We start from the raw sequence: 25,141 nt of genomic DNA, 5'->3' as shown, positions 1-25,141 counted from the left end.
CTCCAACCGCCCTTGAACGTTCCGGCGCAAGTCAAGGAGAACGCCAATGGCAAAGAAAAACCGTGTCCCGAAGAAGATTGCAGGCGTGAAGGTTCCTAAGCCGCTGCGTAAGTCCAAGGTGTTGCGGTCGATGATGGCCACCAGTGTTGGGCGTGACGTTTTCGCCAACGCCCTTACCGCGGGGGCAGGTGCTGCCGCGGCGATTCTGGTTGAACAGCGCCAAGACGTGGGTGACACAGCCAAAGCGACCGCTCGCAAGGGTGCAAAAGCGGTTGGCGTGGCGGGAGAAGCCTTGCAGGGTGCGTTTTCTGCTGCCATGGACGTGGTGCGGCGTTCTGAGCTCCCCACAAAGTCAAAGCGGAGGAAGAAGGCTTCCCCTTCCCGGCGCGCCGCGATGCACTAGGCGCAGCGGGGCGCGACCATGGCCGCGAATCGGACGATGGGCTCGGTGTGATAGAGCGCTTCCTGATAGCGCATTACGGTCGCGAGTTTGCCTCGCGACTGGTCGTCGCCGCCTCTGTGCGAGCCATCTCCGTGCTGATCCGAGAACATCCGCTGATCGCGGCAAGGCTGCTGGGGGCGGGCTTGGCGCGAGCGGCGCAAGTCGGCGTGAGCGATCTTTTTGAGGTGGTGCGTCAACGCGATGATGACGGCAGCGCAGAGCCGGACGCAAGCGCGCGGCCGCCTTCCGTCCCGCTTGTCGGGACTTCAGCTAATTTTCGGGAAGAATAGCCAAGTGTCGACGCGATGGCATTAATGCAATTGAGCACTCTTGGCGGGGCTTTTACCTTTGCTCTTTTTATTCGAGGGGATGGTATCGCGCACCACCTCCATTGCTGCGGAAAAGCCGCTTTGCATTGCCTCGCGGGCGAGACCGACTGCAGAGGCGCCTTTCTTTGTCACGGCGTTTGCGGCGTCCCCGACATCGTCGCGATGGTCCATCAGGACAGCCGCGGCGGCGCCGGCCCCCGCTTTGAGCGCGTTTGCCAGGACATCGCGTCCGACATCGCTGCTCATCATCGCTCTGAGCGCCTTAGATTTGCGTAAGCCCTTCGGGACTTTAACGCCGGCGACCTTTTTCGGAATGCGGTGCTTCTTGGCCATAGATCGTTCTCCTGATCTCTGGAACGTCGAATTTCCCTGCACTGTTCAGGAACATAGCAAGAAACTGGGCTAGCTTCCAGATCGCCGCGTGCAACCGTTCGTTCAAACCGATGCTCGGGAGTCGCCGAAGACGTGCTGTCCGGACTGCTTCTTAGAATTCGAGAGCTTGTTTATGACGGCTGTATCACGGACCATCCGAATGCTTGCCTTCCATTTTCTGCGGAAGGCTGCCGAGGGCATGATGCAGGAGATGGACATAAGCTCGAGCTGTCCGCGGCGGGTGCCTCATCGCTCCTGGAGAAGAACCCTTTTGGGCAGTCCCCAACCATTCTTCGGCGGAGATCTGTTTATTTCGATACCGTGGAGGGAGACCTATCCAAACGCGGCCTGTCGCTGCGGATCCGCCAATGCGGAGAGGAAAGCATCGAGCGCTACCCGAGGCGACTGTTCTCCATCTCGGCTGTGGTCTCGGCAGTCGGATCTTCCGGATTGATCCTGGGCCGGGAGTTCGTTGGTTCGAACTGGATTTTCCCGATGCATTCGCGTGAGGGTTAGCCCCCAAGCTATTCCAAAGCTGCGACTCCTGCCGTTCTGTCATTTAGCAACTGCGAAATTGCAACGATCAATTGTGACATGACAAAAGGCTTTTCGATCATGATACTTTTAGGAACGCCTTGAGAGGCCCAATCGGGAGCACTGTCTCCGCTGATGTAGACGACCGGCATCTCAGGGTCGATCTCCCTTGCAATGCGGGCGACGTCCCAACCGCTCGGGGATTCAGCGAAGCGGATGTCCGTGACTATTCCAGCAATGGAGGACTCTGCGGCTTTCAAGTGCTCGACTGCCTTCTTGCCGCTCGTCACCGCCAGAACCATGAACCCGGCCTCTTTAAGCGCGTCTTCGAAGTCCAATAGCAGGAGAGTCTCGTCTTCTGCGAGCAATATGGTGACTGATTCCAATGCCTGTCCCCCGAGAATAAGGTTCCCGTGAACGCGCGGTTTGGCAAACGGTTCCCTTGATGTGACTGAATTCGGCGCCTGCTCAGGTTTCTCGCCAGGTCAGACCGGATGTTCGCGCGGCAGCAGCGACCACTCACGTTCGTGACTCACCGGCCTGCGTCCACAGGTGCCGCACTTTGTTGGAAACACTCGATCAGCATTTCGGTAAGGACACGTATCTTTCTTGCGGGATGCTGCCCCGGCGGGCGGATAACATATATGCCTGCCGGAGGCGGGGGATAGCGTGTCATGACCGGAACCAACGCGCCGGATGCTATATGCTCATGGGTTACGCCGTCGGGGATCCAAGCTATGCCAACCCCTGCCAATGCGGCGGCGGCGAGAGCCAGTGCGTTGTCGGCCTTGAACCGTCCCCGTGGATGAACCGTAATGATCTCGTCACCATCCATGAATTGCCAGGCTTCCGTTCCTTGCATCAGGGCCTGGTGGGTGATGAGCGCCTCCGGCGTCTCGGGGGAACCGTGCCTGCTGATATACTCCGGGCTTGCGACCAGCCTCCCGTAAAGTGGCCCGACGCGTTTTGCGATCATATTGGAGTCCTGCAGATAGCCTACTCGGATGGCGCAATCAAAGCCTTCCGAGACGAGATCAACGAAACGGTCGCTGTAGGAAGCATGGATGTGGAGCTGCGGGTGACGTCGCGCCATGTCCGCGAGCACGGGGGCGAAGTGGGTCGGGCCAAAGGAGAGCGGCACGGCAATTCGCAAGCGGCCGCAAAGGTCACCGGCGGGTAGGATCGTTTCCCTAGCCTGGTCGATCTCGGCGCAGACCCTTGCTGCATGGTCGCGAAACGTTATCCCGGCTTCTGTGAGTGCCGCGCCGCGGGTCGTTCGTGCAAGAAGCTGGACGCCAAGTTCCGCTTCAAGCCGGAAGAGCCGCCGACTGACCATTGACTTGGAGACGCCGAGACGCCGGGCGGCGGGCGAAACACCCCCGGCATCAGCCACTTCCACAAATGTCCGCAGTTCCTCGATATCCACTTAGCGTTCCCCATCCCGCGACACAACTTGGCACAAAGCGAGGCTACCGTATCGCAAACGGGAATGACAGTGTTCGTATCGCAGGCGGCGCGCCGCTGTCGGCGCATGTCTGCCAGTAACCGATCTCACACAAACGGCAGCAGAGGATTATCCATGAACTTTCGTAACGGCCTTGCTTCGCTTCTTCGTCCCAAAGACTCCGTGCTGGTACTGATCGACCACCAGCCTTACCAGCTCGCGAACCTTAACAGCCACGATCCACAGATGGTCGTCAACAATGCGACGGCTCTCGCGAAGGCCGCCAAGGCCTTCAGCGTCCCCACCATTCTGACCAGCGTGATCGCTGACCGTGGCGGCCTCATTTTCCCGCAAATCACCGACGTGTTCCCGGGCCAAGAGGTGATCGACCGTACATTCATCAACACCTGGGAAGACAAGAAGGTGGTGGACGCGGTCAAGTCAACGGGGCGCAAGCAGCTGATCATCGCTGGCCTGTGGACCGAGATATGCGTCGCGATGCCGGTGATCCAGGCCCTTGGCGAAGGCTGGGACGTGACGGTCATCGCCGACGCGTCGGGCGCTGTTTCGGTAGAGGCTCACGAGGTCGCCATCCAGCGCATGATCGCGGCCGGCGCAAACATGATGACTTGGCTGGCGCTGGCGGCGGAATGGCAGCGCGACTGGGCCCGGACGGAGCACGCCGCAGAGTTGACCGACGTGCTCAAGCAGCATGCCGCGGGTAGCGGCATCGCGTACTTGTGGGAGCAGCAGCTGCTCAACACGCCAGTGCCGAGCAATGCAGGCTGATTTGAGCGGGGATGACGAGAACCATGAACGAAGCGATGTAAAAAGTTCATTGCTTATCTAGGCTCGTCATCCCCATGCGTTGGACGCCAAGGTTCGAGGTCTCGTTTGGATCATAACCGGAAATTCCGGGTCGTAACCATGAGCTTTCGCAACCGGTCGATTTGCGCCGTAGCGCGATCAGCTCGGCTGATTGCAATGGGATCCGAGGGCAGTCGTTCTCAGCCTGTCTGCTACTCGACACGGCATGTTCACGTTCTGTGCTGAAGGATCGCATAATGTATCGACCGAAACGACCTGGCACGGCATTTGGTTCGCGATACCGCAAAATGTGCGCTCGCGAGACCGCGCTAGTGCATGATGTTGGCTAGAAATCGCTTGGTGCTCTCTTGTTCCGGAGCGTCGAAGAAAGCTTGAGGTTCGTTTATTTCTACGATCTGGCCCTCCTCCATGAAGACGACGCGATCTGCCACCTTGCGTGCGAAGCCCATCTCATGGGTAACGACGATCATGGTCATTCCTTCTCCGGCAAGAGTTACCATAGTGTCGAGGACCTCTTTGACCATTTCCGGGTCGAGCGCTGAGGTCGGTTCGTCGAAGAGCATGATCTTTGGTGTCATGCAGAGCGCCCGGGCGATCGCGACGCGCTGTTGCTGTCCACCCGATAGTTGCCCGGGATACTTGTCCGCCTGTTCCGGGATCCGCACCTTACCCAAGAAATGCGTGGCCACTTCCTCAGCGTCCTTACGCCGCTTTCCGCGCGACAAAATCTGTGGCAGGGCGCAGTTTTCCTTCACTGTGAGGTGCGGAAAGAGGTTGAAGTGCTGGAACACCATCCCAACCTCGCGCCGGATCGCGTCGAGGTTCTTGACACTTTCGTTGAGCGCTATGCCATTGACGGAAATGCTGCCTCGCTGGTGCTCTTCCAGGCGATTGACGCAGCGGATGAGTGTCGACTTGCCGGAGCCTGAGGGACCGCACACGACAATCCGTTCCCCGGCCGCCACGCCGAGATTGATGTTCCTCAGCACGTGGAATGTACCATACCACTTGTCGAGGGCGGAGACCTCGATGGCGTTGGGTCGAATTGTCATCATCGGTAGCTCCGGGACTGAACGCGGCATTCAAGCCAGCGGCTGTAGTTGGATATGCCAAAGCAGATCAGGAAGTAGATCAAGGCGACGAACACATAGCTTTCCACATAAGGCGCAGGCCACAGAGGATCAGTGGCTGCTACACGACTGGCGCTCAGCATGTCGAAGACGCCGACGATCAGCACGAGGCTCGTGTTCTTCACCATGACGATTGCCGTATTGGTCAACGGTGGAATGACCTTCTGAAGTGCTTGTGGGAGCACGATGTGCCAAGCCGCTTTCCAGCTTGGAATTCCGAGCGCCTTTGCTGCTTCGATCTGGCCGGCTGGAATACCCTGAAGGCCGCCGCGGATCACCTCCGCTAGATAGGCGGCGGCAAACACAGTCAGCGCCGCCAAGGTGCGGCCGAGTTTGTCGATCGACCAGCTGGCAGGGAGCAGAAGCGGCAGCAGGATCGATGCCACGAACAGCAGCCCGACCAACGGCAGGCCTCGCACAAGCTCTATTGTCAGCAAGGACAACAATCGGGGGATCGGGAGCGTTGAACGCCGGCCGAGCGCGAGGAAGACGGCGAAGGGAAAACCAAGGCTCAGCGAGAGCAGCGCGAGCAGCAGCGTGATTGGCAGTCCGCCCCAGCTTGACGTCGGCACGGGCGTCATTCCGAAGACGCCGCCCCACATCAAGATAAGCATGACCGCAACCGCCGAGACCCACGTATAGATGAGCTTCTTGCCCCACAGCCTCGGCGAAAGAGAGGTGAGGCTCATCGTGAGGATGAGGCCGGTCACCAGTTGCGGGCGCCATTGTTCTTCCGGCGGGTAAACGCCGAAAATGATAAACCGGAACTTTGCCGTGATAAACGCCCAGCAGGCGCCGCCTTCACGGCAAGTGGACGGATCGTGCGCCAACCACACTGCATCGAGCACCGCCCAGTTCAGAGCCGGGATCATGAGCATCAGCAGAAAGCCGGTGGTGACGGTGAGAACCGAGGCAACAAGGTCGCCGAAGAAAAGGTGAAGGATCGGTTTGCGCGGCGGCTTTGGCGGAGCTGAAGGCTCTATATGTGCAACCGGAGTACTGATGTCGATCGCGGTCATCGTGCCTCCACCAATGCAACATGTGCATTGTACCAGTTCATGAAGAGCGATACGGCGATGCTGATCGTTAGAAAGATGCCCAGCAGGAGGGCAATGCTCTCGATCGCCTGACCGGTCTGGTTGATGACCGTCCCGACGACCAGACCGAGTTCGGGATATCCGACGGCGAGAGCCAAGGTCGTGTTCTTGACTGTGGAGAGGTACTGCGACGTCATCGGCGGGATGATGACCCGTAGCGCTTGCGGTATGATGATCTTGGTGAGCGTGTGCCGCTCCGACAAGCCGATTGCGCGCCCCGCTTCCCATTGCCCGAGGGACACTGCATCAATGCCACCGCGGATGATTTCGCCGATGAACGCCGAGGTGTAGATCACCAGCCCCAGCATGAGGGCCGCAAATTCGGGCGACAGTCTCAGACCGCCCGCGAAGTTGAAACCCTTCATTTCGGGGAAACTGATTTCGGCCGTCGGCTGAAGCGTCAGTCCTAGGACGATCGCGAATAGCATCACCAGGGCAATCAGGGACAGAAAAGGATGTCGAGCTTTCAATCCGAATGTCGAGAGGATGCGGCGGCCGAAAATGACAGCGATCAGGACACCGGCAGAAACGAGACACAGGAGTGCTACTGCACCGTCGTCCAGGTTGAGAGACGGGATGTAGAACCCACGGAGTGAGAGGAAGACGCCAGGAACCGGATTGTAAGCCTGGCGCGGCGCGGGCAGGGCGGTCGTTGCGACTGCATACCAGAACAACAGATGGACGATCAGCGGCATGTTTCGCGTGGTGGTTACGAAGACGCCGGCCACGCCGGCCGTGAGCGGGTGCTTTGAACGCCGCGCGAGCCCGACAACGAGGCCAAGAGCCGTCGAGAGCAAAATTGCGAGCAACGAGATCGCCAGAGTATTGCCCAAGCCCGTAACATAGGCCCAAAGGAAAGTGTCAGAAGGGTCGTATGGCACGACGCTTTCCGAGATGGGGAAGTTCGCGGTTCGCCACAGGAAGTCAAAGCCCACACGGATCCCGCGGGCATCGAGGTTGGTGACGGTATTGGCCACAAGCCAGGCGAGAAGGGCCAGCAAGCCGGTCAGCAGCAGGATTTGCCCGCCCCAACTTCTGAATCGTCTGTTGTCCAGAACGGCCGAAAACATGGATGTCTCCTCCGATCCTATTGGAATGCCATCGGAAACATCATGCCGCCGTCGGAAAAGAGCTTGTTTGGACCGCGCTCGATCTTCAAAGCGCTGCCTTTGCCAAGGTTGCGGTCGAACACTTCGCCGTAGTTGCCCAGCTGTTTGACGATGTTGTAGGCGAACTTGTCATCAAGACCGAGTGCTTTGCCATTGCCTGGCTCGACACCAAGAAAGCGTTTCACGCGCGGGTCGTCTGTCGTCAGCATCTCATCGATGTTCGCCTGAGTGATGCCGTAGAGCTCCGCGTTCAACAGCGCCTGGATCGACCAGTTGACGACGTCCAGCCAGTTGTCGTCACCGTGGCGGACGGCTGGAGTTAGCGCATCCATGTATTTGGTCGCCGGAAAGATGACATAGTCATCGGGTTTATCCGACTGCGTGGCGCGAACGGAAGCAAGTGCCGCTGCGTCGGTAATCAGCGCATCGCATCTGCCGGAAAAGAACGCCTGCCGGGTGGCCGCGACATTGTCAAACACCACCGGCTTCAGATCGAGGTTCAGCTTGCTGGAGACGTCGTTAACCACGACCTCCGTTGTCGATCCCGTCTGCACACACACGGACGCACCTGTCATCTCCTCGACCTTCGTAACGCCGGACGACTTAGCCACCATGAAACCGGTGAACTCGTAGTAGGTCGGCGTGGCGAAGTTGATGCCGTTGGCATCTCGCTGCAGGGTCCATGTAAGTGTGCGCGGCAGAATGTCGATTTCGCCTGTTTGGAGGGCAGGTATCCGCTGCTGGCCACTGAGCGGAACGAACTCCACCTTGTCCTTGTCGCCAAATATCGCAACGGCCACCGCACGGCACGTTTCCACATCGAGCCCGGTCCAGTAGCCTTTGTCATCCGGCGAGCCGAAGCCAACGGTGCCTTGGCTTGCGCCGCAGACGATGTGTCCGCGGGCTTTGACTTTGTCCAATGTGGGTCCCGCGTGAGCGGTGGTTGCGGCGAGCGCGACACCGGCGGCAAGGGTCGCAATCTTCCAGTTTTTCATGACGTTGTTCCCTTTTTTCTTATCGGGTTGGCCTGTTCAGGCGGTTCTTGCAATCGCGGGTTCAGATGCGATGACATTCACGATTGGTTCGAGATCGGCCCAAAGGTCATTTTCGTCCTCAAGACCGATGCTGATCCGGAGGATCGTTCCTGGATGGGCATTGGCATCCGCCACGCGGCTGATGGTCATCGGGGCAAGCAGACTGTGGGTTCCTCCCCAGGACGCTCCAATCGAGAAGGTCTTTGCGGCGGTCAGCAGATCCGGCAAGGCTTCTTCGGCGTGCGCAGGGATGCTGACGCTGAATACGCCGCTCGATCCGGAAAAGTCTCGCTTCCATACCTCGTGCCCGGGGGCAGTTCGCAATGCAGGATGAAGGACCAGACCCGGTGCCACCCGGCTGGCGATCCGCTTGGCAAATTCAAGCGCTACCCCTCCGGAATGGCCGAGACGAACCCCCATGGTTTCCATCCCGCGCAGAGCCAGAGCACAGTCATCCGGAGACACGCCGAGCCCGATCATCCGCATGGTGTCCTTGATCCGGCGATACAGGTCGATGTCCTTGACCGCGATCGATCCCATCAGAAGGTCCGAGTGACCACCAACGTATTTGGTCAGGGCCATGGAAGAAAAGTCGATCTCGTGGGCGAGCGGCTTGAAGTAGAGCGGCGTAGCCCAGGTGTTGTCGCAGCCGGTGAGAACGCCTCGGCTCTTCGCCACTGCGACGATTGCGGGAATGTCCTGTACTTCCATGGTGGTGGAGCCGGGTGACTCCGTCCAAATCAGCTTTACCGTCGGATCGATCAACCCGGCGATCGCGCCTCCAATCATCGGATCATAGATCCGGTATGAAATGCCGCGCGGCTTCAAATAGTTCTCGCAGAAGCCTGCGACCGGTGGATAGGCCGTGTCAGGTATCAGGACACTATCACCAGGCAGCAGGACAGCCAGGAATACGATGGTAATCGCTGCCTGACCGGATGGCACCAGCACAGTTCGCAGACCCTGTTCCAGCGCGGTAATCGACGCTTCCAGCGTGCGCGAGGTTGGTGTGCCGTGCAGGCCATAGGTGTAGCCATCCGGGCCCCGGTATTTGCGATTGGCGTAGGCCTCCGCGCTATCGAACACGATTGTCGAAGCGCGGTAAGTCGGTATTGCGAGGCTTGCAAAGCCTTCATGGGAAACTTCGGGCCACTTTACGCACAGCGTCTTGTCACGCATGGATTGTCCTCGTTGAAATTTCCAGCAGTCTAAGCGGACGCAGGGTAGACAAACAATTGACCAGCGTGTCTAAGTCTATGCGTAATCCGTATAGGCGTCCGACATGAATTTCCGTCAGATCGAGGCGTTTCGCGCCGTCATCATCAGCGGCACTGTCTCACGTGCGGCTGAGCTTATGGGCGTCACGCAACCGAACGTCAGCCGCTTGGTCGGCGAGTTGGAAGAGGCTATTGGCTTCGCACTGTTCGATCGCGTGAAGGGAAGACTGATCCCCACGCCTGAAGGCCAAGCGTTCTACCGGGATGTCGATGCCAGCTTCAAAGGCCTTGATCTGTTGCGTTCGTCGGCGGCTCGTATCCGAGACTTCGGCTCCGGGCAGATTCGCGTGGCAAGCCTCGCAGCCGCTGGATCAACCATCGTGCCCCGTGCGGTGAAGCGGTTTCGACAGAGCTTCCCGTCGGCAATCGTCACCCTCAGCATCATGACCTCTGCGTCGGTCAGAAACCACGTGGTAGACGGGGAATACGATCTCGGGCTTGCGGCAGACGAAGTCGACCTGTCAGGCGTTGAGCATCAGGTATTCGGCAGTTTTCCTGCACTGTGTGCCATCCCCGCAGGTCACCGCCTTGCGTCTAAGAAGGTCATCCGGCCGGAGGACTTCGATGGCGTTGACTATGTCGCCCTCTCTCCCGAAGACAGAGCACGTCTCCAGTTCGACCGCTTCTGCGAGCAAGCCGGCGCGAAGCCAAACCTCGTCATCGAGACGCCATTCGCCATAACGGCCTGCGCGCTGGCGCTGGAGGGGGTCGGCATCGGAATTGTGAATCCTCTGGCCATCGACGGCTTCGCCGAGCGCGGGCTGATATTCCGGCCTTTCGAGCCGGCAGTTTATTTCAAAAGCTACCTCTTGTTCCGCCCCGACATGCAGAAGGCGAGACTCGTGCGCGCCTTCGTGTCCTCGTTGCTGGCGGTAAGAAACGTCCGCTCCGCAGTACGCGTAGACGTATGAAATCGCCTCCGGCTACCTCTCGAGACGCCCGAAGAGGGCGAGTTCGTCCGGGCGGCAGAGGCGCCCGGCAGTCGTCTGGGCGGTGGGTGACATCCGCGCCACCTGAGCGACGTCCCATCCGAATGATCCTCGATGAGCTGCAGCCCCGGCACCAGCCGCTCCAGCTCTGCCGGGCCGTCGGCATACGTCGTGTGTCGAAATTGCGTCGGTGCGCCCCGACACTGCGCGGCTGTGCGCCGGCTGCACCTCGGAACCCAGCCGCTCCACCCAGTTTCTCTCAAAAAGGCCGAGCGGCCCGAAAAATAGTTTCATCTGTCGTCTCGTTAGCTGGGCACTTTCATCGCGAGCGATGAAAGGCCTTCAGCATGAATCAGTGACCGCGCTGTCGGCGTCAGCCGGGAAATTTCGTTCGGCCGCCACACGCGGCTGTCCATCTCCGGAAGGATGCGCTCGGTCCATTCCCGCGTCTCTGAAAGAGCATCGAGGTGAGCGTCATAGGCCACCTCATCGCGAAAGAGCAAAAACCAGACGAAGACGGTTTCTCCCTCCCTCACGGGCAAGCGCGGAAAGGTGTTTTGAGATCGCTCCGCGACGAAGGTCCCAAGCACGGTCGCGCCCGCCCGAATTAAGATCGGCGACAAGTCCCGGATGAAGAACTCCGCGAAGGCGCCGTCGGTTCGCGGAGCAAGGTGTGCGACCGTTGCGACGACGAGACCGGGCCGGCTCCCTTTTGCATCGCGAGGCGGTCGCCGTACAGCCGTCATCCTACATGCGTTCTCCGGCGAGAGCGGGCGCAGCAGCAGAACGTTGTCAGAGTTCACCATCGTTCCGTTGGCGGCATCGCGATGCTGGGCCCAGATCGACCCCGAATAGAAGGCCCGCAGCGCCGTCTCGCGGGAAGTCATGTTGGCGAAGCCGCGCAGCCAGACGAAGCTGTCGGGCGCGTCGAGGTCACGGAACTGGCCGATGACATGCATGCCGGCCTCCTCCTGCGTCTCCACGAACTCCCGATCGAAAAGCTCGATCAATTTCTCGCGGCTTCCCGGATGCAAGCGGTATCGGCGCAGCTCCACCACGGAGATCGGATCCTGGCCTGCAGGTGCCGGCATGGGCCCTTCGGCAGTCGTGTCCAACGCTTTCATTGCATAGTTCTCCCTTTGGCAGGACGATCATCCTGTTTTGACTATACAGGACACTTGTCCTGTTCTGTCAAGCTGCTATCTTCCGGCCGGCGACGCAGCGATAATGGAGGATCAAATGACGACGGATGCGGCGCGGCCAGACGCACGGCGAAACGATCCCAGGGGCACGAGGGAGCGGTTGATTGATACCGCCTATGCTGCTTTTGTCGGCAACGGCTACCACGCGACTTCGATGCACGATCTCAAGCGCGAGGCCGGTGTTTCCGGTGGCGCGCTCGCCCATCATTTCCCGACCAAGAAAGACCTCGGCCTGTCGGTCCTACGCGACCGGGTCACCAGAGCGGTCGAGGAGACGTGGATCGCGCCACTACAGGCAGCCTCCGGCGCGCGCGAGGGCATTCTGTCCATCTTCGGTGAGATCGCCGTCGAACTCGAAGGCCGTGGATCTGTGACCGGCTGCCCGCTAAACAACCTGTCCTATGACATGGCGCGGCAAGACCCGGATTTCCGCGATGAGATCGAGCTGACCTTCCGTCGCTGGCGCGACGCAATCGCCAGAAAAATCCGTGACCGCCAAGGGGCGCTCAATGAGGTCGATCCCGACGCTTTCGCGGTGCTCGTCGTTGCCGCTTATTCAGGCGCCATGGCAATGGCCCGGGCCAGTCAGACCGCGGCTCCACTCAAGGCCTGCGCCAGCCAGCTCGAACGTATCATGATTGACTGGGACATCATTTGAAGAGAACTCATCGCGACCCTTGCTGGACACCGGCGAGCTGGTTGGCCGATATGAACGAGCGGATGCTTTCAACACAAAGATATCGTTCATCTATTCGCCGGGGAAGACGACGTTCGAGGTCAGGCCTCCGTTTCGGATGTGCGCTTGGCATGGAACTCCATTACGGCGAAATCTTCGGCACCCGATGAGAGCAGACAGCCTCACGAAGATACCAGCCGATCAGAGACTAACCATCTGTCCTAAATGGACGGGGGGACAAGAAGAGCGTTTGAGTCCGGGAAATTCGATGCGAGCGTTCGGGCCCGGCGCAGGCTGGGCAACGTCAAGCGCGAAAAGTACTGCCGTCCGATGAGATAGCGATGATAGGCGGCAGGGTTCTGCTCAAAATGAGCGCGGGTGATCCGATGACGCTCGATTTCGCTCGCCACCGAAAGTGCCAAGCGCCGAGATATGTCGCGGTTGTTCCGCGCCAGGTCCCGCCCGTCGATGCTGAACCGCTCGGCCCAAACGATCTCGTCGCTTGCCATGTATATAAGCTGGCAGAAAAGAGAAAGATCACTATCGACCCCGCTTAACCGGGTGTCCAGAACATAGCTGACGTCGTGGTGCTCGAACGCCGCCGCTTTATCGGCAGTCTGCCGGCTGATCTGAACAGCGGAATACGGCGCCATGACCTGATTGCTGTTGAGCACGCAAAAGCCGATGGTGATGTCTTCGAGAAGGGCCGTCACGATTCCGGCGGCCGCCGGGTCGCTGCCGCGGTTGCTAGGTGGCAGCAATGACAAGCGCGGGACGCGGGCCATGGGGGTGTACCGCCGCTTCCGTGGCTGGCACCTCCAACGTCGGCGAGTCGGCCCTGGTTGATACGACGGCACCCTTCACCGATCGCTTGGCGGCCGCTGCCCATGATGAGAGCAGACGGCTGCGTCGCTCAAAAACACTTCGAAAGTGGTTCACCTCACTCTGTGCATCGTGGGCCTCGATCAACACTCTGCGGGCAACTTCATCCTGCGGGTGCGCGAGGGAAACCAGAAGCGCGGCTTCCTTGACGAGGGCAATTTCGCCCGGTTTTGCAGCGAGAGGTCTGGCAATGTCTACCGCGCGTTCCAGCGCTATCGTCTGCCGCTCTCGCTGTTGCGCGAGCCAATCGCTAAAAACGATGCTTCGGGGACTGATCCCTTCCAGGAATAGCCCCTCATGAAAGCGCTCAACGAGGAGTGCGAGTTTTTCGAATGGCTCTTCTGGTCCTGCTACTCCAAAGGCAGAAACGTCGCAGCTAAGCAAGGACGGATTGAGTTCGATCCTGCTCTCAGAGAACGAGAGAAAATGCCTGTCGAGTTCCAACTGCCTGTTCTTAATCCGCGAGATCAAACTGCGAAGATTGGTGAATGACGTGCTGGGGGTGCTCTTTCGCCAAAGCAATTCGGCCACGGTCACCCTTGGGACGGAGGCCCGATCCGCTGCGATCAAGCAAGCGATGATCACAAGACCTTTTTCAGGGAAAGCGGTGGCGTGTCCCTGCTCATCAAGCAGGCGCAAATCGCCGAATGTGCGCAACCAGAATTTCATTCAGCAACGCTAGGGTGAGGGCCGAGATGATGGCTATAGCGGTTGTGGCGCTTAACCCGGTCCACCTGCAAGATCGTGCGTGGAAAAAGCAGCAGTCCACCTCGTGGCAAGGACGCGCTAGGCGACGGCGAGAGCCTTGCCCCTAAGTCGTTCCCCAAGTCATTCCAAAGCTGCGGCTCCTGCTGTCCTATCATTAAGCAACTGCGAAATTGCAACGATCAATTGTGATATGACGAAAGGCTTTTCGATCATACTTCTAGGAACGCCTTGAGAGGCCCAATCGGGAGCACCGTCACCGCTGATGTAGACGACTGGCATCTCTGGGCCGACCTCCCTTGCGATGCGGGCGACATCCCAGCCACTCGGGAACTCAGCGAAGCGGATGTCCGTGACTATTCCGGCAATGGAGGACTCTGCGGCTTTCAAGTGCTCAATGGCTTTCTTCACTCCATGGCATTTCGCGGAGCGGGCTGAGATTGCCGTGGCACATCCTGATATAGAAAGACCCCGATGCGGGAGGAGTGCATCGGGGTCTCTGAACTAGATCGGTCCTGGGAGGAGGAGTGAACCGATCGCGTCTGGCGCCGTGGGAGGAGGTACAGCGCTTCGACAAGGAGGAGAATAAATCACTCCCCCTGAATTAATAGGGACAATATTGCATCGCAGCATTGCGCCCAGAGCAGGGCAGCAGGCCGACCCGGCCACTGCATGCGGCAGGCGCCTGGCCCAACGTAACGGTTTCCGAGGCCGAAGAACGCTGTTACGCCATGCTGGACGCGCAAGCTTCCGGGCGGGCCGCTTCCGGCGCTCAATCTCGCGAAAATCGGCTAATCGGGCCTCGCCCTTCGCATGAATGCATCTTCTCCACACCAGCGGTCAAGATCCTGAAAGACATGGCCGCCTGTCGAAAAAGCAAGCGAAACCGTCGGCACATTATGATTGTCGCTTATCAGTGCATGATCAGCCCGCCATCGACGGCATATTGGCTGCCCGTGACGTAGGAAGAATCGTCAGAGAGAAGAAACAATGCCACCGCCGCTGCTTCATCGGCCGTTCCGACTCGTCCTAGCGGCACTTGATTTAATACGAAGCGTTCGAATCCGTGGCGAGCTTCGTCTGGCAAGAAGCTTCGGAGGTTGCTTTCGATCGGACCGGGAACCAAAACGTTCACGCGAATGCCGCGCGGAGCCATTGCTGAAGCCCAAGAACGGGACATCGCGACGACAGCGCCTTTGGTCGCCGCATACAGGCTGGTAGCTGACGCACCTTCATAGGTCGAACTGGACGAGGTGAGAACGATGGAGGTGCCTGGCCTTAGTAGTGGTGAGAGCTTCGCCAACTGAAGCATAGGACCACGCACGTTCGTAGCCATCATCCGGTCGAAGTCCCAAGCATGAATTTCTTCTGGCGGGCCCAGTGCCGCGAATGCCGCATTGAGCCAAAGTCCATCTATTCCTCCAGCAGATTTCACAATCTCGGAAAGATCTGCAGACGCCGCAGGATCAGCAGCATCGTTTCTCACAACTACTGCTTTGTCGCCAAACTCTTTGCGAGTCGCCTCCAGTCTGTCTTCGTTCATCCCGGTCAGAATAACCATTCCGCCCTCTGCGACGATGCGACGTCCGCCAGCGAGTCCGATGCCGCTCGTGCCGCCTGTGATTAGAACATTTTTCCCAGTAAACCTGGTCATGGACTTCCTTTCAGTGACACGGGCGCTGTGTGGTTTTCGAGAACATCGCAGACGCGACTACTGTGATATCGCGCCCCAAGCCTCTTGCATGCCGCTTCTGTGCGTCGCGCCTGGAAACCTGGCCGACTACCGATCTCGGAGGAAGCCAGCATCAGATCGCTTTCGCCATTCCGAGGGGGAATGGCCTTTGCGGGTGCGAAAAAGGCGCGCGAAATGGCTCGGGCTCTCTATCCCGCAGTGCGCCGCCACCTCGATGATCTGTAAATCCGTTTCGCTCAAGAGGCGGGCCGCGTGGTCCATCCGCCGGTTTGAAATTGCCTGCAGTGGCGTCTCGCCCGTTGCTCCACGAAACGCCCGGAAAAAATGACCCTCTGAAATACCAAGTGGGATCGATAAGTCGGCGATGGCGATAGGCGCCGCCAGCATGGCGTCGATCCTCTCATAGGTGTCGTTGAGTTGCCGTCGCGTCAGCGTGTACCTAGCCGAGGCGTCTGGCTGCCGCTGCCCTGCAATTCTGTTGGAGAGGTATTCGGAAAGGGCGAGCGCCATTGTCGAGCCGTAGGTAGCATCCAGACTGCCGTCGCGATGGAAGACACCACCCATCTGCGCGGTCATGCCATAGATGAAGTCGTCGCGGCAGACCAAGAAAGACTTGATGTTCGCCAGCCTCGGGCTCGAAATGGCTGGATCGATGGCGATTGCCCCCCATTCCCAGGCGACGTCGCGGAGAATGAGCTCGCGCCGACAACCGGCAGGCAAAAAGGAAACCATTCCCTTGGCGTCGCGCCCCTCATACCGATATCCGTCGTCCGTCCGAAAGGCATGATAGGCGGCGCCGCCGTTTAGGGTCACCATAATGAGGTGGAAGTGCGGCTCGATCTTCCCTTCGACCTCTCCCGTACGACCTCTCCGGGCGGTCTCAAACCGGCCACCGGACCATTCGGCTTTAAGATGGTCCTGGGGCGGTTGCGTCAGTTGCCAGTCTTCGGTTTTCATCGTCTGTTGCATTGGTACACCACTCGGCTAGCCTCCCGCTATGATGTATCCAGCGGGCAGGATGCCGAGCGTATGGCTGGTTAGAGGTACACGCATCAGAAATATCGGGGGTTTTTCCACGGACCGTTCAATAGTCCGTGAGCATTCTTGCAGCAGTTAGGATTTAAGGTCATAGGCACAGCGGAATCCGACATAGGCGACGTAGAAGTCGGCGGGCTTCCACTGCATGGACTCTTCCCGCATCTTGTCCGGGCCATACCACCACGAGCCCCCGGCGGTCAGCGCGTCGCCGCCTTCCCGGTCCGCGAGCCATTCCCAAACATTGCCACCCATGTCGTGGAGGCCATTCACGCCCTGCCGGGTGGCTCCTCGTGGCGCATGCCTCGCCCAGGCGTCATCATCGCTGGTATTTGCCCCTTCAGGCGTAGCGCCGGTCGGATACCGATATGTCGTACCCGTGACGAAGCCTGCTGCCGACCCGCCGCCATGTTCCCGGTAGGCTGCCAGCCGCCATTCCTCGCGCGTAGGCAGGCGCCCGCCGACCCAAGCGCAGTAGCCTCTTGCCTCGTGCCAGCTGACGTGCACGGCAGGTTCGAGCGTGTCTAGTGGTGGTTCACCATAGGGGGTGCGAAACGTCCAGCCGGGGCGGCGTTCCCAGCCGCTTCCCCATTCACGGCCCCCGCCTTCCTGTTCGGCGGCCGTCTTCAGCTTCGTTGCTTCGGCGAAGGCAGCGAAGTCACCGATGGTGACCTCGTTCCGGTCTATGGCAAAATCTCCGATGGCGATCCGGTCGCTGGCGCCAAGGGCGGAAGGGGGGGCGACGAGGAATACTACCGATGTCAGGTACGCTTGGGTTGCGGGAAAGGCCACTTGACGACGCCTCCATATTGCTTGCCGGGATAGGGAGGTTGTTTAAGCGCGTCCGCGACGCCTGTCAGCCCGGTGTAGTGATCCGTCATCCGTTTGCGCATCGCCTGATCGGGAAGGTCGCCGTAAAGCGCACCCATGTTATCGACGACATGCTCCGGCTGACTGGTCGCAGGGATGACGTTGGTCACCGCCGGATGGGAGATAATCCATTTCAGGAAATATTGGGCCCAGGTCTCGATACCCAGTTCTCTTGCGAAATCCGGAACCGGCTGCCCGGCCACAGGCGTGAACAGCCTTGCCTTCTCAAAGGGAGTGTTGACCTGGACCGCGACGCCGTTCGCAGAACATGCATCGAGCAGCCGCTGTTCGGCGGCCCGTGTCACGATCGTATAGGCGATCTGCACGAAATCCAGCGTGCCTGTGTTCACGAGGCGCTCCATCGTGTCGTAATATTCAGGACTCCATTGCGTGATCCCGATGTAGCGGATGGAGCCCTCGGCTTTCTTGTGGGCCAGCCAGTCGCGCACCTGATCGTGGTTCTCGAGGCTGTGAACTTGCAGAACGTCGATCCGCTCCCGCCAGAGCCTTTCGCGCGATTGCCTCAGTTGTCGCTCCGAATGGCTATTGTCCGAAAGATAGTCGCCTGTCGTCCATGTTTTGTTGGTGATGAAGATGTCGTCAGCGATACCGAGGTCCATGATAAAATCACCGACACAAACCTCGGCCGTCCCGTAAAGCGGGGAAGTATCGATGACCCGCCCACCATTCTCGTGGAACAATCGGATGACATCACGAAGGTCATCTCGGGGCTCGCCGGGTAGGATATCGAAAGTCTCGAAGGTGCCGAGGCCTATGGCCGGGATCATCTCGCCCGATTTCGGGATTGGGCGTCTGATCGGCGTGCGGCTGGCCTGTTGTGCGCCGGCCGCGCGAACCGGAAGAGCTGCACCCAAAATCGATGTCGCAGCGACAGCTGCCGAGCCGGTCAGGAATGTCCGACGCTTCGTATGTTGTCCTAAAGTCATGTCCCAGTCCCTATTGTGATAGAGGCAGACTAGGTGGCGGGCTGGCGCGGCGCGCGCCGGATCCTGATCATTTGCTCGATCCTGACCCATTTTTCGCAGCCATCTAGGTCAGCTTCAGCTTTGTGATCATCGCGCGGCTGGTGTTGCACGGTCCTAAGCCGAGCGGCCTCCTTTTCTTTTGCAGGCGATGGGGCGTCCAAATGAAACTCATGCAGAGTTGGCCTACTTTGGTTTCGGCCTCCTGCTGACGGTTGGGGGTCTCAGAAATTTGTTCCAACATTCCGGTCAGTTCGGGAAAGTGCCAGACTCCTATGTCCCCGAATTGTTGATATGTCAGCGATCGATCTTGCATCAGTCAAATAACGTCAACGCCGCCGCGGCTCCCCCAGCGCTGTTCGGGTCTCGTGCAGGTGCACCAATCCTTCAACACGTCCCGCATAACGGCAATGCCGTCTGGTCTGTAGCTGCGCTGAAACATCGGCGTGGTCGTAGCTGGCACAGCGATTCCAAAAAATTAGGGAGGTCGTAATGGCTTTTCAGAGACCCTTGTACGCTATCGAACGCCCCCTCAGGCGACCTTTTATGGCCACCTCGGGGAACGGAGCGGAGTCCCGTGCGTTCCCGACCATCGACACGGAAAACTCCCATGCACAATCAAAGATATAGTGTGAAGCGTGAGCAAGATGGGACCTGGACGGTCTTCGACGTCTTCACGGGGGAGCCAGCCGTCATTGGTCCCGACAAGCTCTCCTCGCAGCTCAGCCCTGAAGAGGCCGACGAGGTCGTGGGTCTACTCAACCTGCTGGATGCCATTAGGCGGAACATCTTGGAGGAGCCCCCTCCGACGATCCATTAGAGGGGAGGCTCTCGCCTGTTCTCGAGCTGGACCTTGCGGATGGCCTTCGACGGGGGCACGCCTCTTCGAAGACTACGAAAACAGTGACCTCGTTGAGAGAGCAGCGCGGGATCTAGTCACCCGAATCCGAAATTCGTGTCGATGCGCCTTGTTTTCATGTTGAACACTACATATAATATGTTCAACATAGGAGGCTAGCATGAGTGCCCAAATCCGTTCTGCTGCAGACAACGAAGCAAAGGTCGCGCTGACCCGAAACAAGCTCGTGCTCGAGCAAGCGAGGGCTATTGGCCTTCTCGGCACGGCGAAAAATACGCGGTTGTCCGGGCGTGTGCCCTCCGAGCTGATCGACGCAGCGAAAAAGCGAGCCCACGTTACTTCGGACACCGAGTTGTTGGAACTGGCGCTGTCGCGGTTGGCGCTGGAGGACGACTTTGGCGTCCGACTCGTTAGGCGCAAAGGCAGCATTCCGTCGGATATCGACCTTGGGATTTGATCTCGCAGAAACCCTCCGTTCACTCAAACCTCAGAAACGCCAGGGAACGCTTGAGCGGCGAGTCGACGACGATCTGCCTTGGGTCGATGACGAGCCAACCATCGGTGGCCCATTATTCCTGGACACCACCGTCTATCTGGACGTGCTGCAGGGGCGATCGCCGGGAGCGGTGGATACGCTTCTGACGTATCGGCTATGTCACCATTCGGCTGTGTGTCTCTCTGAGCTGACCCACGCATTTGGCCGGCTGAATCCGAAACACGCCTCTACCAAGACGGTCTTGGAAACGATCGAGGCGACACTAGACGACATACCGGAGCACAGACTTCATACGCCGGACGTGGCCATCTGGGGTCAAGCAGGCGTTCTGGCCGGCTTGCTCTTTCGGTTAAGCAACTTGCCAAAGGGTGAAGGCCACGAGCGCAGGTTCGTCAACGACGCTCTGGTTTTCCTGCAGGCGCGGCAATTGGGAGCGAGTGTGCTTACCGGAAACATCCGGGACTTCGACTATCTTTCCCAACTCGTTCCAACGGGGCGCATCATTCTATATCGATCTCCGGCAGCGTCGAGGCGATTGGCTTCGGGCTGGTAGAAATGCACGGTGCGGAGCGTAGTAGCCTCCTAAGTAGTTTCCCTCTTTCGGACAGTCCACTAAGGCTGGGCGGCTTTTTTGATACGCTTTATGCCCGTTACGACGAGCGCTTTGTCGTCAGTGCCCCCGATCTATCAAGCACGACTCGCCGGCTAGAATGGGATTCCACCTCTCCGTCGTTTCAGGTTCCATGTCTCGATTACACTCCGCGAATTGATGGCAAAGCTGGCGGTAGCGAGGACCCAAAGTAGGCGGAACCGACGATTAAGGGAGATATAGTGTAGTACAAACCTGCCCGCCAAGAACCTCCAAGTGGCATTCAAGCCGCGCCTTCAGATTTTTCCGATGGATCAAAGCCAGCGCCGAGGTTGGTGCGTCTGTTGTATGGAACAAGGCATGAAGTTTTCACTTGTATTGGGTACCCTAGGAGACGACGCCTTCGACGCTCGTCGGCGCGGCCGGTCAGTACTACCGCCAGACCGACGGCTTCTGCCTTGAGACGCAGCACTTCCCGGATTCGCCGAACAAACCGTCCATTCCGACGACGGTGCTGAAACCAGGCGAAACGCTGAAGTCGACTACGATACACAAGTTCTCCACCTATGCGTCTTAGCTGATGGAGGTGCGTCCCTTCCTAGTCGCTGAACGGATGGGATTACAAATCGGAGATCATGGATGACGAGCGTTTCGATCGAGGCAAAGCTGGAATTCTGGGCGTCGTCAAGTGGAATGTAAGGCATCCGTCCGTAGCCTTAGCTTTGTGCTGGCGCTCTGACCTGCACCACAATACGATCGAACGCTGCTTGTGAGGCGGTACCGAAGGTTGATGGACCGGTCGTCCTCCGCTCTCCGCTCCCTATGCCACGGATACCGCCAGCAGCTGTTCGACAAACCGGAATGCAGCCGGACGGTTCTCTTCCCAGGTCGGCAGGATATGGTCCGGAGGCAGGATGAAACCGCCTTCCTGGAAGGTGCGGGGCCTAAGTTCGACCGTGAAGGACGGAATGCCGTAGGTGCCGTAGGTCCAATCCGTTGTGTCGCCCGCGGTTGGGTAGAGCGCGGAAGACTGCTGCGGGACATAGATCTTTCCATGCACGCCCTGGATCAGGGTTTGCATCTCCTGTGCCATCCCCGCCATCTGCTCCCGATGTTGAACGTCCGGTATGGGCTTGTCCGTGTAACCCCAGGGGTAGAGTATGAGCTGAGAGTAGCTGTGATAGGTGATCACGCCGGCGAAGCGTTCGCAGCCTACAAGATCGCGGACCGCTTGCGTCTCCGGCTCGGAGAAAGCGCGCGGGCCGACGTAGGTCTCGTCGCTCGGCACTTGGCTGGAGGTAGGGACGTCGAGAATGCCCCACATGTAGCCATAGTTGCGGTTCGGGTCGACGCCGAACGAGCCGTCGTCGTTACGCCGGCGATTCTTGCGCCAAAGCCGCTCTTGCGCCCGACTGTATTCGTGGCCGTCCGGGTTGACCATCGGGGCGACCCAGACTTCTCCGCTCGTAAGCCAGCCTGCGATCGGCGCCTCGTCAGCCCGCTCCACGAGTTCCTTGGCGAGCAGGAAGGGCACTTCCACAGCGATCCACTCGCGCGCGTGATGGCAGCCCATGAAGAGAATTTTGGGAACACCACCGCGACGGTCCCCGATCCGCAAGGCGAAGATAGGTCGGCCCTCGATGCTTCGACCCATCTCGATCAGCTGGGTGATGTCCGGCTTCGCTTCGGCGAGCTGTCGCAGTTCCTCCTCCAGACTGGCTGCCGAATGATACTGCTCCGCCGCCTCGGTTGCGGCGAAGGTGGACAGGTGCCGCGCTACATCTTCGAGCTGCTCAACCAGGTAGCCCATGCGGGACAGGCGGTCCAACTGAGCCTCGGTTCCACGAAGGATCAGGTGATCCGGCTTGACCTCCCAGACGTCGATGCCCAGCGGCACCCGAAGAACGTCCCCAAGTGGCTTCTGCGGTCCCGAAGACGTGACCTTGGCGATGAGGCTCATACGACCATTCCTTCGTTTTGATAAGGCTAGCTTAGCTCGATCAGGAACCTTCCGGTTGCTCATCGGAGCGATCGGAGTTGGGTGCGTCACTTTCCAGGGCGGCGATCGGGCGGAGGCGCTCTACGCCAGCTATTCGTCGGCGCTCGAGCTCGACAATCGTCCGCTCGGAGGCAGCCGCCACGACGGCGTCAGCTTCCCGTTCCCACACATCAAGGCTCAATGGAACCTTCAGGAGATCGTTAACTGTGCGGCCCGCGACTGGAGTGAGGCGAACCAGCCAGCGGACCCTCGCGCGCTCCGGCATATCAGGTGCTCCTCGGGTTTCAAGTAGCCTGCCGCGATTTTAGCTCCCCCCGAACTATACGGCAACGCCGCCGCCCGGACGGCACTTGGATGAACGGCGGTAAGACACTCGAAAGCCGCTGCTCGGTGGACCAGGATGAAAGTCTCGAACGGCCGAGGGCAGCCGTTCCTGACGAGCGTTGTGCGCGGTTCATTGCGAAGGTGTTTCACGTTCTGCGCTCCGAAGATCGCATAATGTATCAACAGGAATTGGCGATGCTATCTGCTGGCGATCGGCGCAAGGCAGAATGCAGAACGCCGGCTGGCTTGCGCCTTATCGTGCGAGATCAGGGCATCGATGTCATATGCTCCGACTGGCCGTTGTGGCGGGCCGGGGAGGAGTGGCGTACCAGTGCTTCGGACGGTATATGGCAGCGGATGATGCCGGCAGGCGTGACCTGGACAGGTGGCCGGTTCTCGACGCAGGTGTTGCCGATCTGGCGCGGACAGCGGCCGGCGAGGGGACAGCCGACGCCCGGTACGGCCCTCGACCCCTGAACCGCGGGCGGGCGTGAGACGTAGTGGTCCTTTTTGAGGCCAGGGGCGGCTTTGAGTAGCATTTCCGTATACGGATGGAGTGGCGCGCCGAGCAGCATGTCTGTGTCTGCCAGTTGCATGAGTTCGCCCCGATAGAGCACGGCCACCCGATCGGCGAGCTGCCGCACGACGGCGAGGTCATGCGAGATGAAGAGCATGGCGACGGCCTGCGTCTCTTTGAGCGAACGCAGGAGCTCGACGATCCGTGCCTGTACCGAAACGTCGAGCGCGGAGAGGATCTCGTCACAGATGAGCAGCTTCGGATTGACCAGAAGTGCACGGGCGATGGCGATGCGCTGGCGCTCGCCGCCAGAAAGCTGCTCGGGGAAGCGGTCGAGATAGCCGACATGGAGGCCAACATTCTCCAGCACCGTTTCAAGCCTGTTTTCATCGGCGTCGATGCCGAAATGCTCGAGCGGGCGCTCCAGAATCGAGCGGATGCGCCTGCGAGGGTTCAGGGAGGCGTCCGGGTTCTGGAAGATGTATTGGATCTGCCGCAACTCTTCGACCGAGCGGTCTTTCAGCGAGGGCGCAAGGGCGGTGCCGTCGAGGCGGATGATGCCGGCGCGGGGCGGGAGGCGACCGCTGATCGCCCGGGCAATCGTCGACTTGCCGCTGCCGGATTCGCCGACGAGCGCGACCACTTCCCCGGCAGCCAGGTTCAGATTGATCTCGCGCACGACGGCAGGGCTCGTTCGGCCCAGAAGCCTATTGAAGAGGCCCGGCTGCTGGTAGGAGAGGCTTAGCTCGGTAACCGAGAGCAAGCTTTCCGACCTAACAGCGGTCCTTGCGACAGCCTTCGCCGTCACGCTCGGCGCCAGCGGCGCGGTTGCCTCCCGCCATCGCATGCAGGCAACGGATCGTGCGTCTTCAATCAGCTCGAGCAGTTGTGGTGTGGCACGGCAGGCGGCGGTGGCGAAACCGCAGCGCGGTTCAAACTCGCAGCCGGTGGACATCTCATCCCGGCGGAGCATGCCGCGAAGACCGCGCGCCTGCCTGTCGGTGCCGTCGTTGGTTGGGATCGAAGCGATCAGCCCACGAGAATATGGATGGGCCGGCGCCGACAGGAGCTTATCGCAAGGCGCAACTTCGACGAGTTGGCCAGCATACATGACGCCGACACGGTCGGCGATCTGGGCGAGCAGCGCAAGGTCGTGTGTCACGTAGAGCATCGCCATGCCGATACGGCTTCTGAGATCCGCGAGGAGCTGGATGATCTGGCGCTGCGTGGTGACGTCGAGTCCGGTGGTCGGCTCATCAAGCACCAGCAGATCCGGATTGCAGGCGACCGCCATGGCGATCGTCACGCGCTGCTGCTGTCCGCCGGACAGCTCGTGCGGATAGCGGTGACCGACATCCGGCAGGCCGACCAGGGTGAAGAGCTCGACTATGCGGCGCTCCATCGTCATGCCGTCCGGCAGGGCCTTGTGTGTTGCGATCATCTCGCAAATCTGCGAGCCGACCCGCATGCCCGGGCTGAGCGAGGTCGTCGGGTTTTGCGGCACGAACGCGATCCGATTGCCACGCAGACGCATCAGTGAGGCGGCGTCAAGCTTCAGGAGATCGGTTCCATCGAAGAGCACTTCGCCGGTTTGCACAAGACTGTTGATGGTGCCGTAGCCGAGCAGGCGGTAGGCGACAGTGGATTTGCCGCAGCCGGATTCGCCGACCAGGCCGAAGGCTTCGCCGGGGGCGATTTCGAAGGAGACGTCCTGCACGACGTTGGTCCAGCCGGACGGCCCGCCATAAGCGATGTTGAGATTGCGTACTTCGATGAGGTTTTTCAT

The 25,141-nt window shown here is 59.6% G+C and carries 26 protein-coding genes and 3 pseudogenes; 11 read left to right on the top strand and 18 right to left on the bottom strand.

Going from position 1 to position 25,141, the window contains the following annotated elements:
* Positions 1–46: 46 nt before the first annotated feature.
* Together M1D43_RS30145 and M1D43_RS30140 are read left to right on the top strand one after the other, a co-directional pair.
* Positions 47–403 (top strand): hypothetical protein, encoded by a 357-nt coding sequence (locus M1D43_RS30145; RefSeq protein ID WP_088195819.1) that lies wholly within the window; start codon positions 47–49, stop codon positions 401–403.
* A 47-nt stretch (positions 404–450) separates the two neighbouring features.
* Positions 451–732 (top strand): hypothetical protein, encoded by a 282-nt coding sequence (locus M1D43_RS30140; protein WP_127579024.1) that lies wholly within the window; start codon positions 451–453, stop codon positions 730–732.
* 21 nt (positions 733–753) lie between these two features.
* Here the strand turns inward: M1D43_RS30140 and M1D43_RS30135 are convergent, their stop codons facing one another.
* Complete coding sequence (locus M1D43_RS30135) at positions 754–1,104, bottom strand: hypothetical protein (RefSeq protein ID WP_088195818.1); 351 nt, start codon at positions 1,102–1,104, stop codon at positions 754–756.
* Between the two features lie 437 nt (positions 1,105–1,541).
* On the opposite strand from M1D43_RS30135, the pseudogene M1D43_RS30130 reads away from it, so the two are divergent.
* Positions 1,542–1,649, top strand: a pseudogene (locus tag M1D43_RS30130) (class I SAM-dependent methyltransferase); the annotation flags it as partial.
* An 18-nt stretch (positions 1,650–1,667) separates the two neighbouring features.
* Here the strand turns inward: M1D43_RS30130 and M1D43_RS30125 are convergent.
* Positions 1,668–2,063 carry a response regulator gene (locus M1D43_RS30125; RefSeq protein WP_127509156.1) on the bottom strand — a complete coding sequence of 132 codons (396 nt, stop codon included), beginning with the start codon at positions 2,061–2,063 and terminating at the stop codon, positions 1,668–1,670.
* A gap of 146 nt (positions 2,064–2,209) precedes the next feature.
* Entirely contained in the window at positions 2,210–3,103 is an 894-nt protein-coding gene (locus M1D43_RS30120) for a LysR family transcriptional regulator (protein ID WP_088195816.1), read from the bottom strand.
* Positions 3,104–3,256: 153 nt separating this feature from the next.
* On the opposite strand from M1D43_RS30120, the gene M1D43_RS30115 reads away from it, so the two are divergent.
* On the top strand, positions 3,257–3,910 hold the full coding sequence (locus M1D43_RS30115) for a hydrolase (protein WP_127509159.1): 654 nt from the start codon (positions 3,257–3,259) through the stop codon (positions 3,908–3,910).
* A gap of 347 nt (positions 3,911–4,257) precedes the next feature.
* On the opposite strand, the gene M1D43_RS30110 is transcribed toward M1D43_RS30115, so the two are convergent.
* The 5 genes from M1D43_RS30110 to M1D43_RS30090 are packed head-to-tail and all read right to left on the bottom strand — an operon-like array spanning position 4,258 to position 9,498.
* Entirely contained in the window at positions 4,258–5,004 is a 747-nt protein-coding gene (locus M1D43_RS30110) for an amino acid ABC transporter ATP-binding protein (protein WP_088195814.1), read from the bottom strand.
* Complete coding sequence (locus M1D43_RS30105) at positions 5,001–6,098, bottom strand: amino acid ABC transporter permease (RefSeq protein WP_127638094.1); 1,098 nt, start codon at positions 6,096–6,098, stop codon at positions 5,001–5,003. Before M1D43_RS30105 ends, M1D43_RS30110 begins: the two co-directional genes overlap by 4 nt.
* Positions 6,095–7,246, bottom strand: coding sequence for an amino acid ABC transporter permease (locus M1D43_RS30100; protein WP_127638095.1), 1,152 nt, complete (start codon positions 7,244–7,246; stop codon positions 6,095–6,097). The genes M1D43_RS30105 and M1D43_RS30100 overlap by 4 nt, the downstream gene beginning before the upstream one ends.
* A gap of 17 nt (positions 7,247–7,263) precedes the next feature.
* Entirely contained in the window at positions 7,264–8,280 is a 1,017-nt protein-coding gene (locus M1D43_RS30095; RefSeq protein WP_127638096.1) for an amino acid ABC transporter substrate-binding protein, read from the bottom strand.
* Positions 8,281–8,316: 36 nt separating this feature from the next.
* Positions 8,317–9,498, bottom strand: a complete 1,182-nt coding sequence (locus tag M1D43_RS30090; protein WP_127509165.1) for a trans-sulfuration enzyme family protein — start codon at positions 9,496–9,498, stop codon at positions 8,317–8,319.
* A gap of 103 nt (positions 9,499–9,601) precedes the next feature.
* Here M1D43_RS30090 and M1D43_RS30085 point away from each other — a divergent pair, with 103 nt between their 5' ends.
* Entirely contained in the window at positions 9,602–10,507 is a 906-nt protein-coding gene (locus M1D43_RS30085; protein WP_088195809.1) for a LysR substrate-binding domain-containing protein, read from the top strand.
* A gap of 323 nt (positions 10,508–10,830) precedes the next feature.
* Here the strand turns inward: M1D43_RS30085 and M1D43_RS30080 are convergent, their stop codons facing one another.
* A complete protein-coding gene (locus M1D43_RS30080) occupies positions 10,831–11,649 on the bottom strand; it encodes an NIPSNAP family protein (RefSeq protein ID WP_234827314.1) in 819 nt (272 codons plus the stop codon).
* Positions 11,650–11,764: 115 nt separating this feature from the next.
* Here M1D43_RS30080 and M1D43_RS30075 point away from each other — a divergent pair, with 115 nt between their 5' ends.
* A complete protein-coding gene (locus M1D43_RS30075; RefSeq protein WP_127509171.1) occupies positions 11,765–12,385 on the top strand; it encodes a TetR/AcrR family transcriptional regulator in 621 nt (206 codons plus the stop codon).
* Positions 12,386–12,410: 25 nt separating this feature from the next.
* Positions 12,411–12,561: pseudogene (locus tag M1D43_RS30070) on the top strand (carbon-nitrogen hydrolase family protein); the annotation flags it as partial.
* Between the two features lie 63 nt (positions 12,562–12,624).
* On the opposite strand, the gene M1D43_RS30065 reads toward M1D43_RS30070, so the two are convergent.
* The 7 genes from M1D43_RS30065 to M1D43_RS30035 form a co-directional block, all read right to left on the bottom strand.
* Complete coding sequence (locus M1D43_RS30065; protein ID WP_127638097.1) at positions 12,625–13,188, bottom strand: hypothetical protein; 564 nt, start codon at positions 13,186–13,188, stop codon at positions 12,625–12,627.
* Positions 13,151–13,954, bottom strand: a complete 804-nt coding sequence (locus M1D43_RS30060) for an AfsR/SARP family transcriptional regulator (protein WP_127578428.1) — start codon at positions 13,952–13,954, stop codon at positions 13,151–13,153. The genes M1D43_RS30065 and M1D43_RS30060 overlap by 38 nt, the downstream gene beginning before the upstream one ends.
* 159 nt (positions 13,955–14,113) lie before the next feature.
* The gene (locus tag M1D43_RS30055; RefSeq protein ID WP_234827270.1) at positions 14,114–14,401 is read right to left on the bottom strand and encodes a response regulator; all 288 of its coding nucleotides are present in this window, start codon (positions 14,399–14,401) and stop codon (positions 14,114–14,116) included.
* A gap of 502 nt (positions 14,402–14,903) precedes the next feature.
* Complete coding sequence (locus M1D43_RS30050) at positions 14,904–15,644, bottom strand: SDR family oxidoreductase (RefSeq protein ID WP_088202519.1); 741 nt, start codon at positions 15,642–15,644, stop codon at positions 14,904–14,906.
* Positions 15,645–15,770: 126 nt separating this feature from the next.
* Positions 15,771–16,652, bottom strand: coding sequence for a helix-turn-helix domain-containing protein (locus tag M1D43_RS30045; RefSeq protein WP_088202520.1), 882 nt, complete (start codon positions 16,650–16,652; stop codon positions 15,771–15,773).
* A 144-nt stretch (positions 16,653–16,796) separates the two neighbouring features.
* Positions 16,797–17,510 (bottom strand): formylglycine-generating enzyme family protein, encoded by a 714-nt coding sequence (locus M1D43_RS30040; RefSeq protein WP_088195807.1) that lies wholly within the window; start codon positions 17,508–17,510, stop codon positions 16,797–16,799.
* Positions 17,480–18,535, bottom strand: coding sequence for an aldo/keto reductase (locus tag M1D43_RS30035; protein WP_498814609.1), 1,056 nt, complete (start codon positions 18,533–18,535; stop codon positions 17,480–17,482). Before M1D43_RS30035 ends, M1D43_RS30040 begins: the two co-directional genes overlap by 31 nt.
* Before the next feature lie 1,055 nt (positions 18,536–19,590).
* On the opposite strand from M1D43_RS30035, the gene M1D43_RS30030 reads away from it, so the two are divergent.
* The 3 genes and pseudogenes from M1D43_RS30030 to M1D43_RS30020 form a co-directional block, all read left to right on the top strand.
* Positions 19,591–19,887 (top strand): hypothetical protein, encoded by a 297-nt coding sequence (locus tag M1D43_RS30030; RefSeq protein ID WP_015241953.1) that lies wholly within the window; start codon positions 19,591–19,593, stop codon positions 19,885–19,887.
* Positions 19,877–20,479 carry a type II toxin-antitoxin system VapC family toxin gene (locus M1D43_RS30025; RefSeq protein ID WP_088195806.1) on the top strand — a complete coding sequence of 201 codons (603 nt, stop codon included), beginning with the start codon at positions 19,877–19,879 and terminating at the stop codon, positions 20,477–20,479. The genes M1D43_RS30030 and M1D43_RS30025 overlap by 11 nt, the downstream gene beginning before the upstream one ends.
* Before the next feature lie 442 nt (positions 20,480–20,921).
* A pseudogene (locus tag M1D43_RS30020) lies at positions 20,922–21,092 on the top strand (aldose epimerase family protein); the annotation flags it as partial.
* Between the two features lie 243 nt (positions 21,093–21,335).
* On the opposite strand, the gene M1D43_RS30015 reads toward M1D43_RS30020, so the two are convergent.
* Complete coding sequence (locus M1D43_RS30015) at positions 21,336–22,475, bottom strand: M14 family metallopeptidase (protein WP_088195805.1); 1,140 nt, start codon at positions 22,473–22,475, stop codon at positions 21,336–21,338.
* 55 nt (positions 22,476–22,530) lie between these two features.
* Between M1D43_RS30015 and M1D43_RS30010 the strand changes: the two genes are divergently transcribed.
* The gene (locus M1D43_RS30010) at positions 22,531–22,806 is read left to right on the top strand and encodes a hypothetical protein (protein ID WP_153314766.1); all 276 of its coding nucleotides are present in this window, start codon (positions 22,531–22,533) and stop codon (positions 22,804–22,806) included.
* Between the two features lie 298 nt (positions 22,807–23,104).
* On the opposite strand, the gene M1D43_RS30005 is transcribed toward M1D43_RS30010, so the two are convergent.
* The gene (locus tag M1D43_RS30005) at positions 23,105–25,141 is read right to left on the bottom strand and encodes an ABC transporter ATP-binding protein (RefSeq protein WP_498814606.1); all 2,037 of its coding nucleotides are present in this window, start codon (positions 25,139–25,141) and stop codon (positions 23,105–23,107) included.

This window comes from Ensifer sp. R1-3 (genome assembly GCF_056739175.1).
The sequence above is the reverse complement of the archived record's forward strand: the minus strand, read 5'-3'. Positions and strand labels throughout refer to the sequence as shown.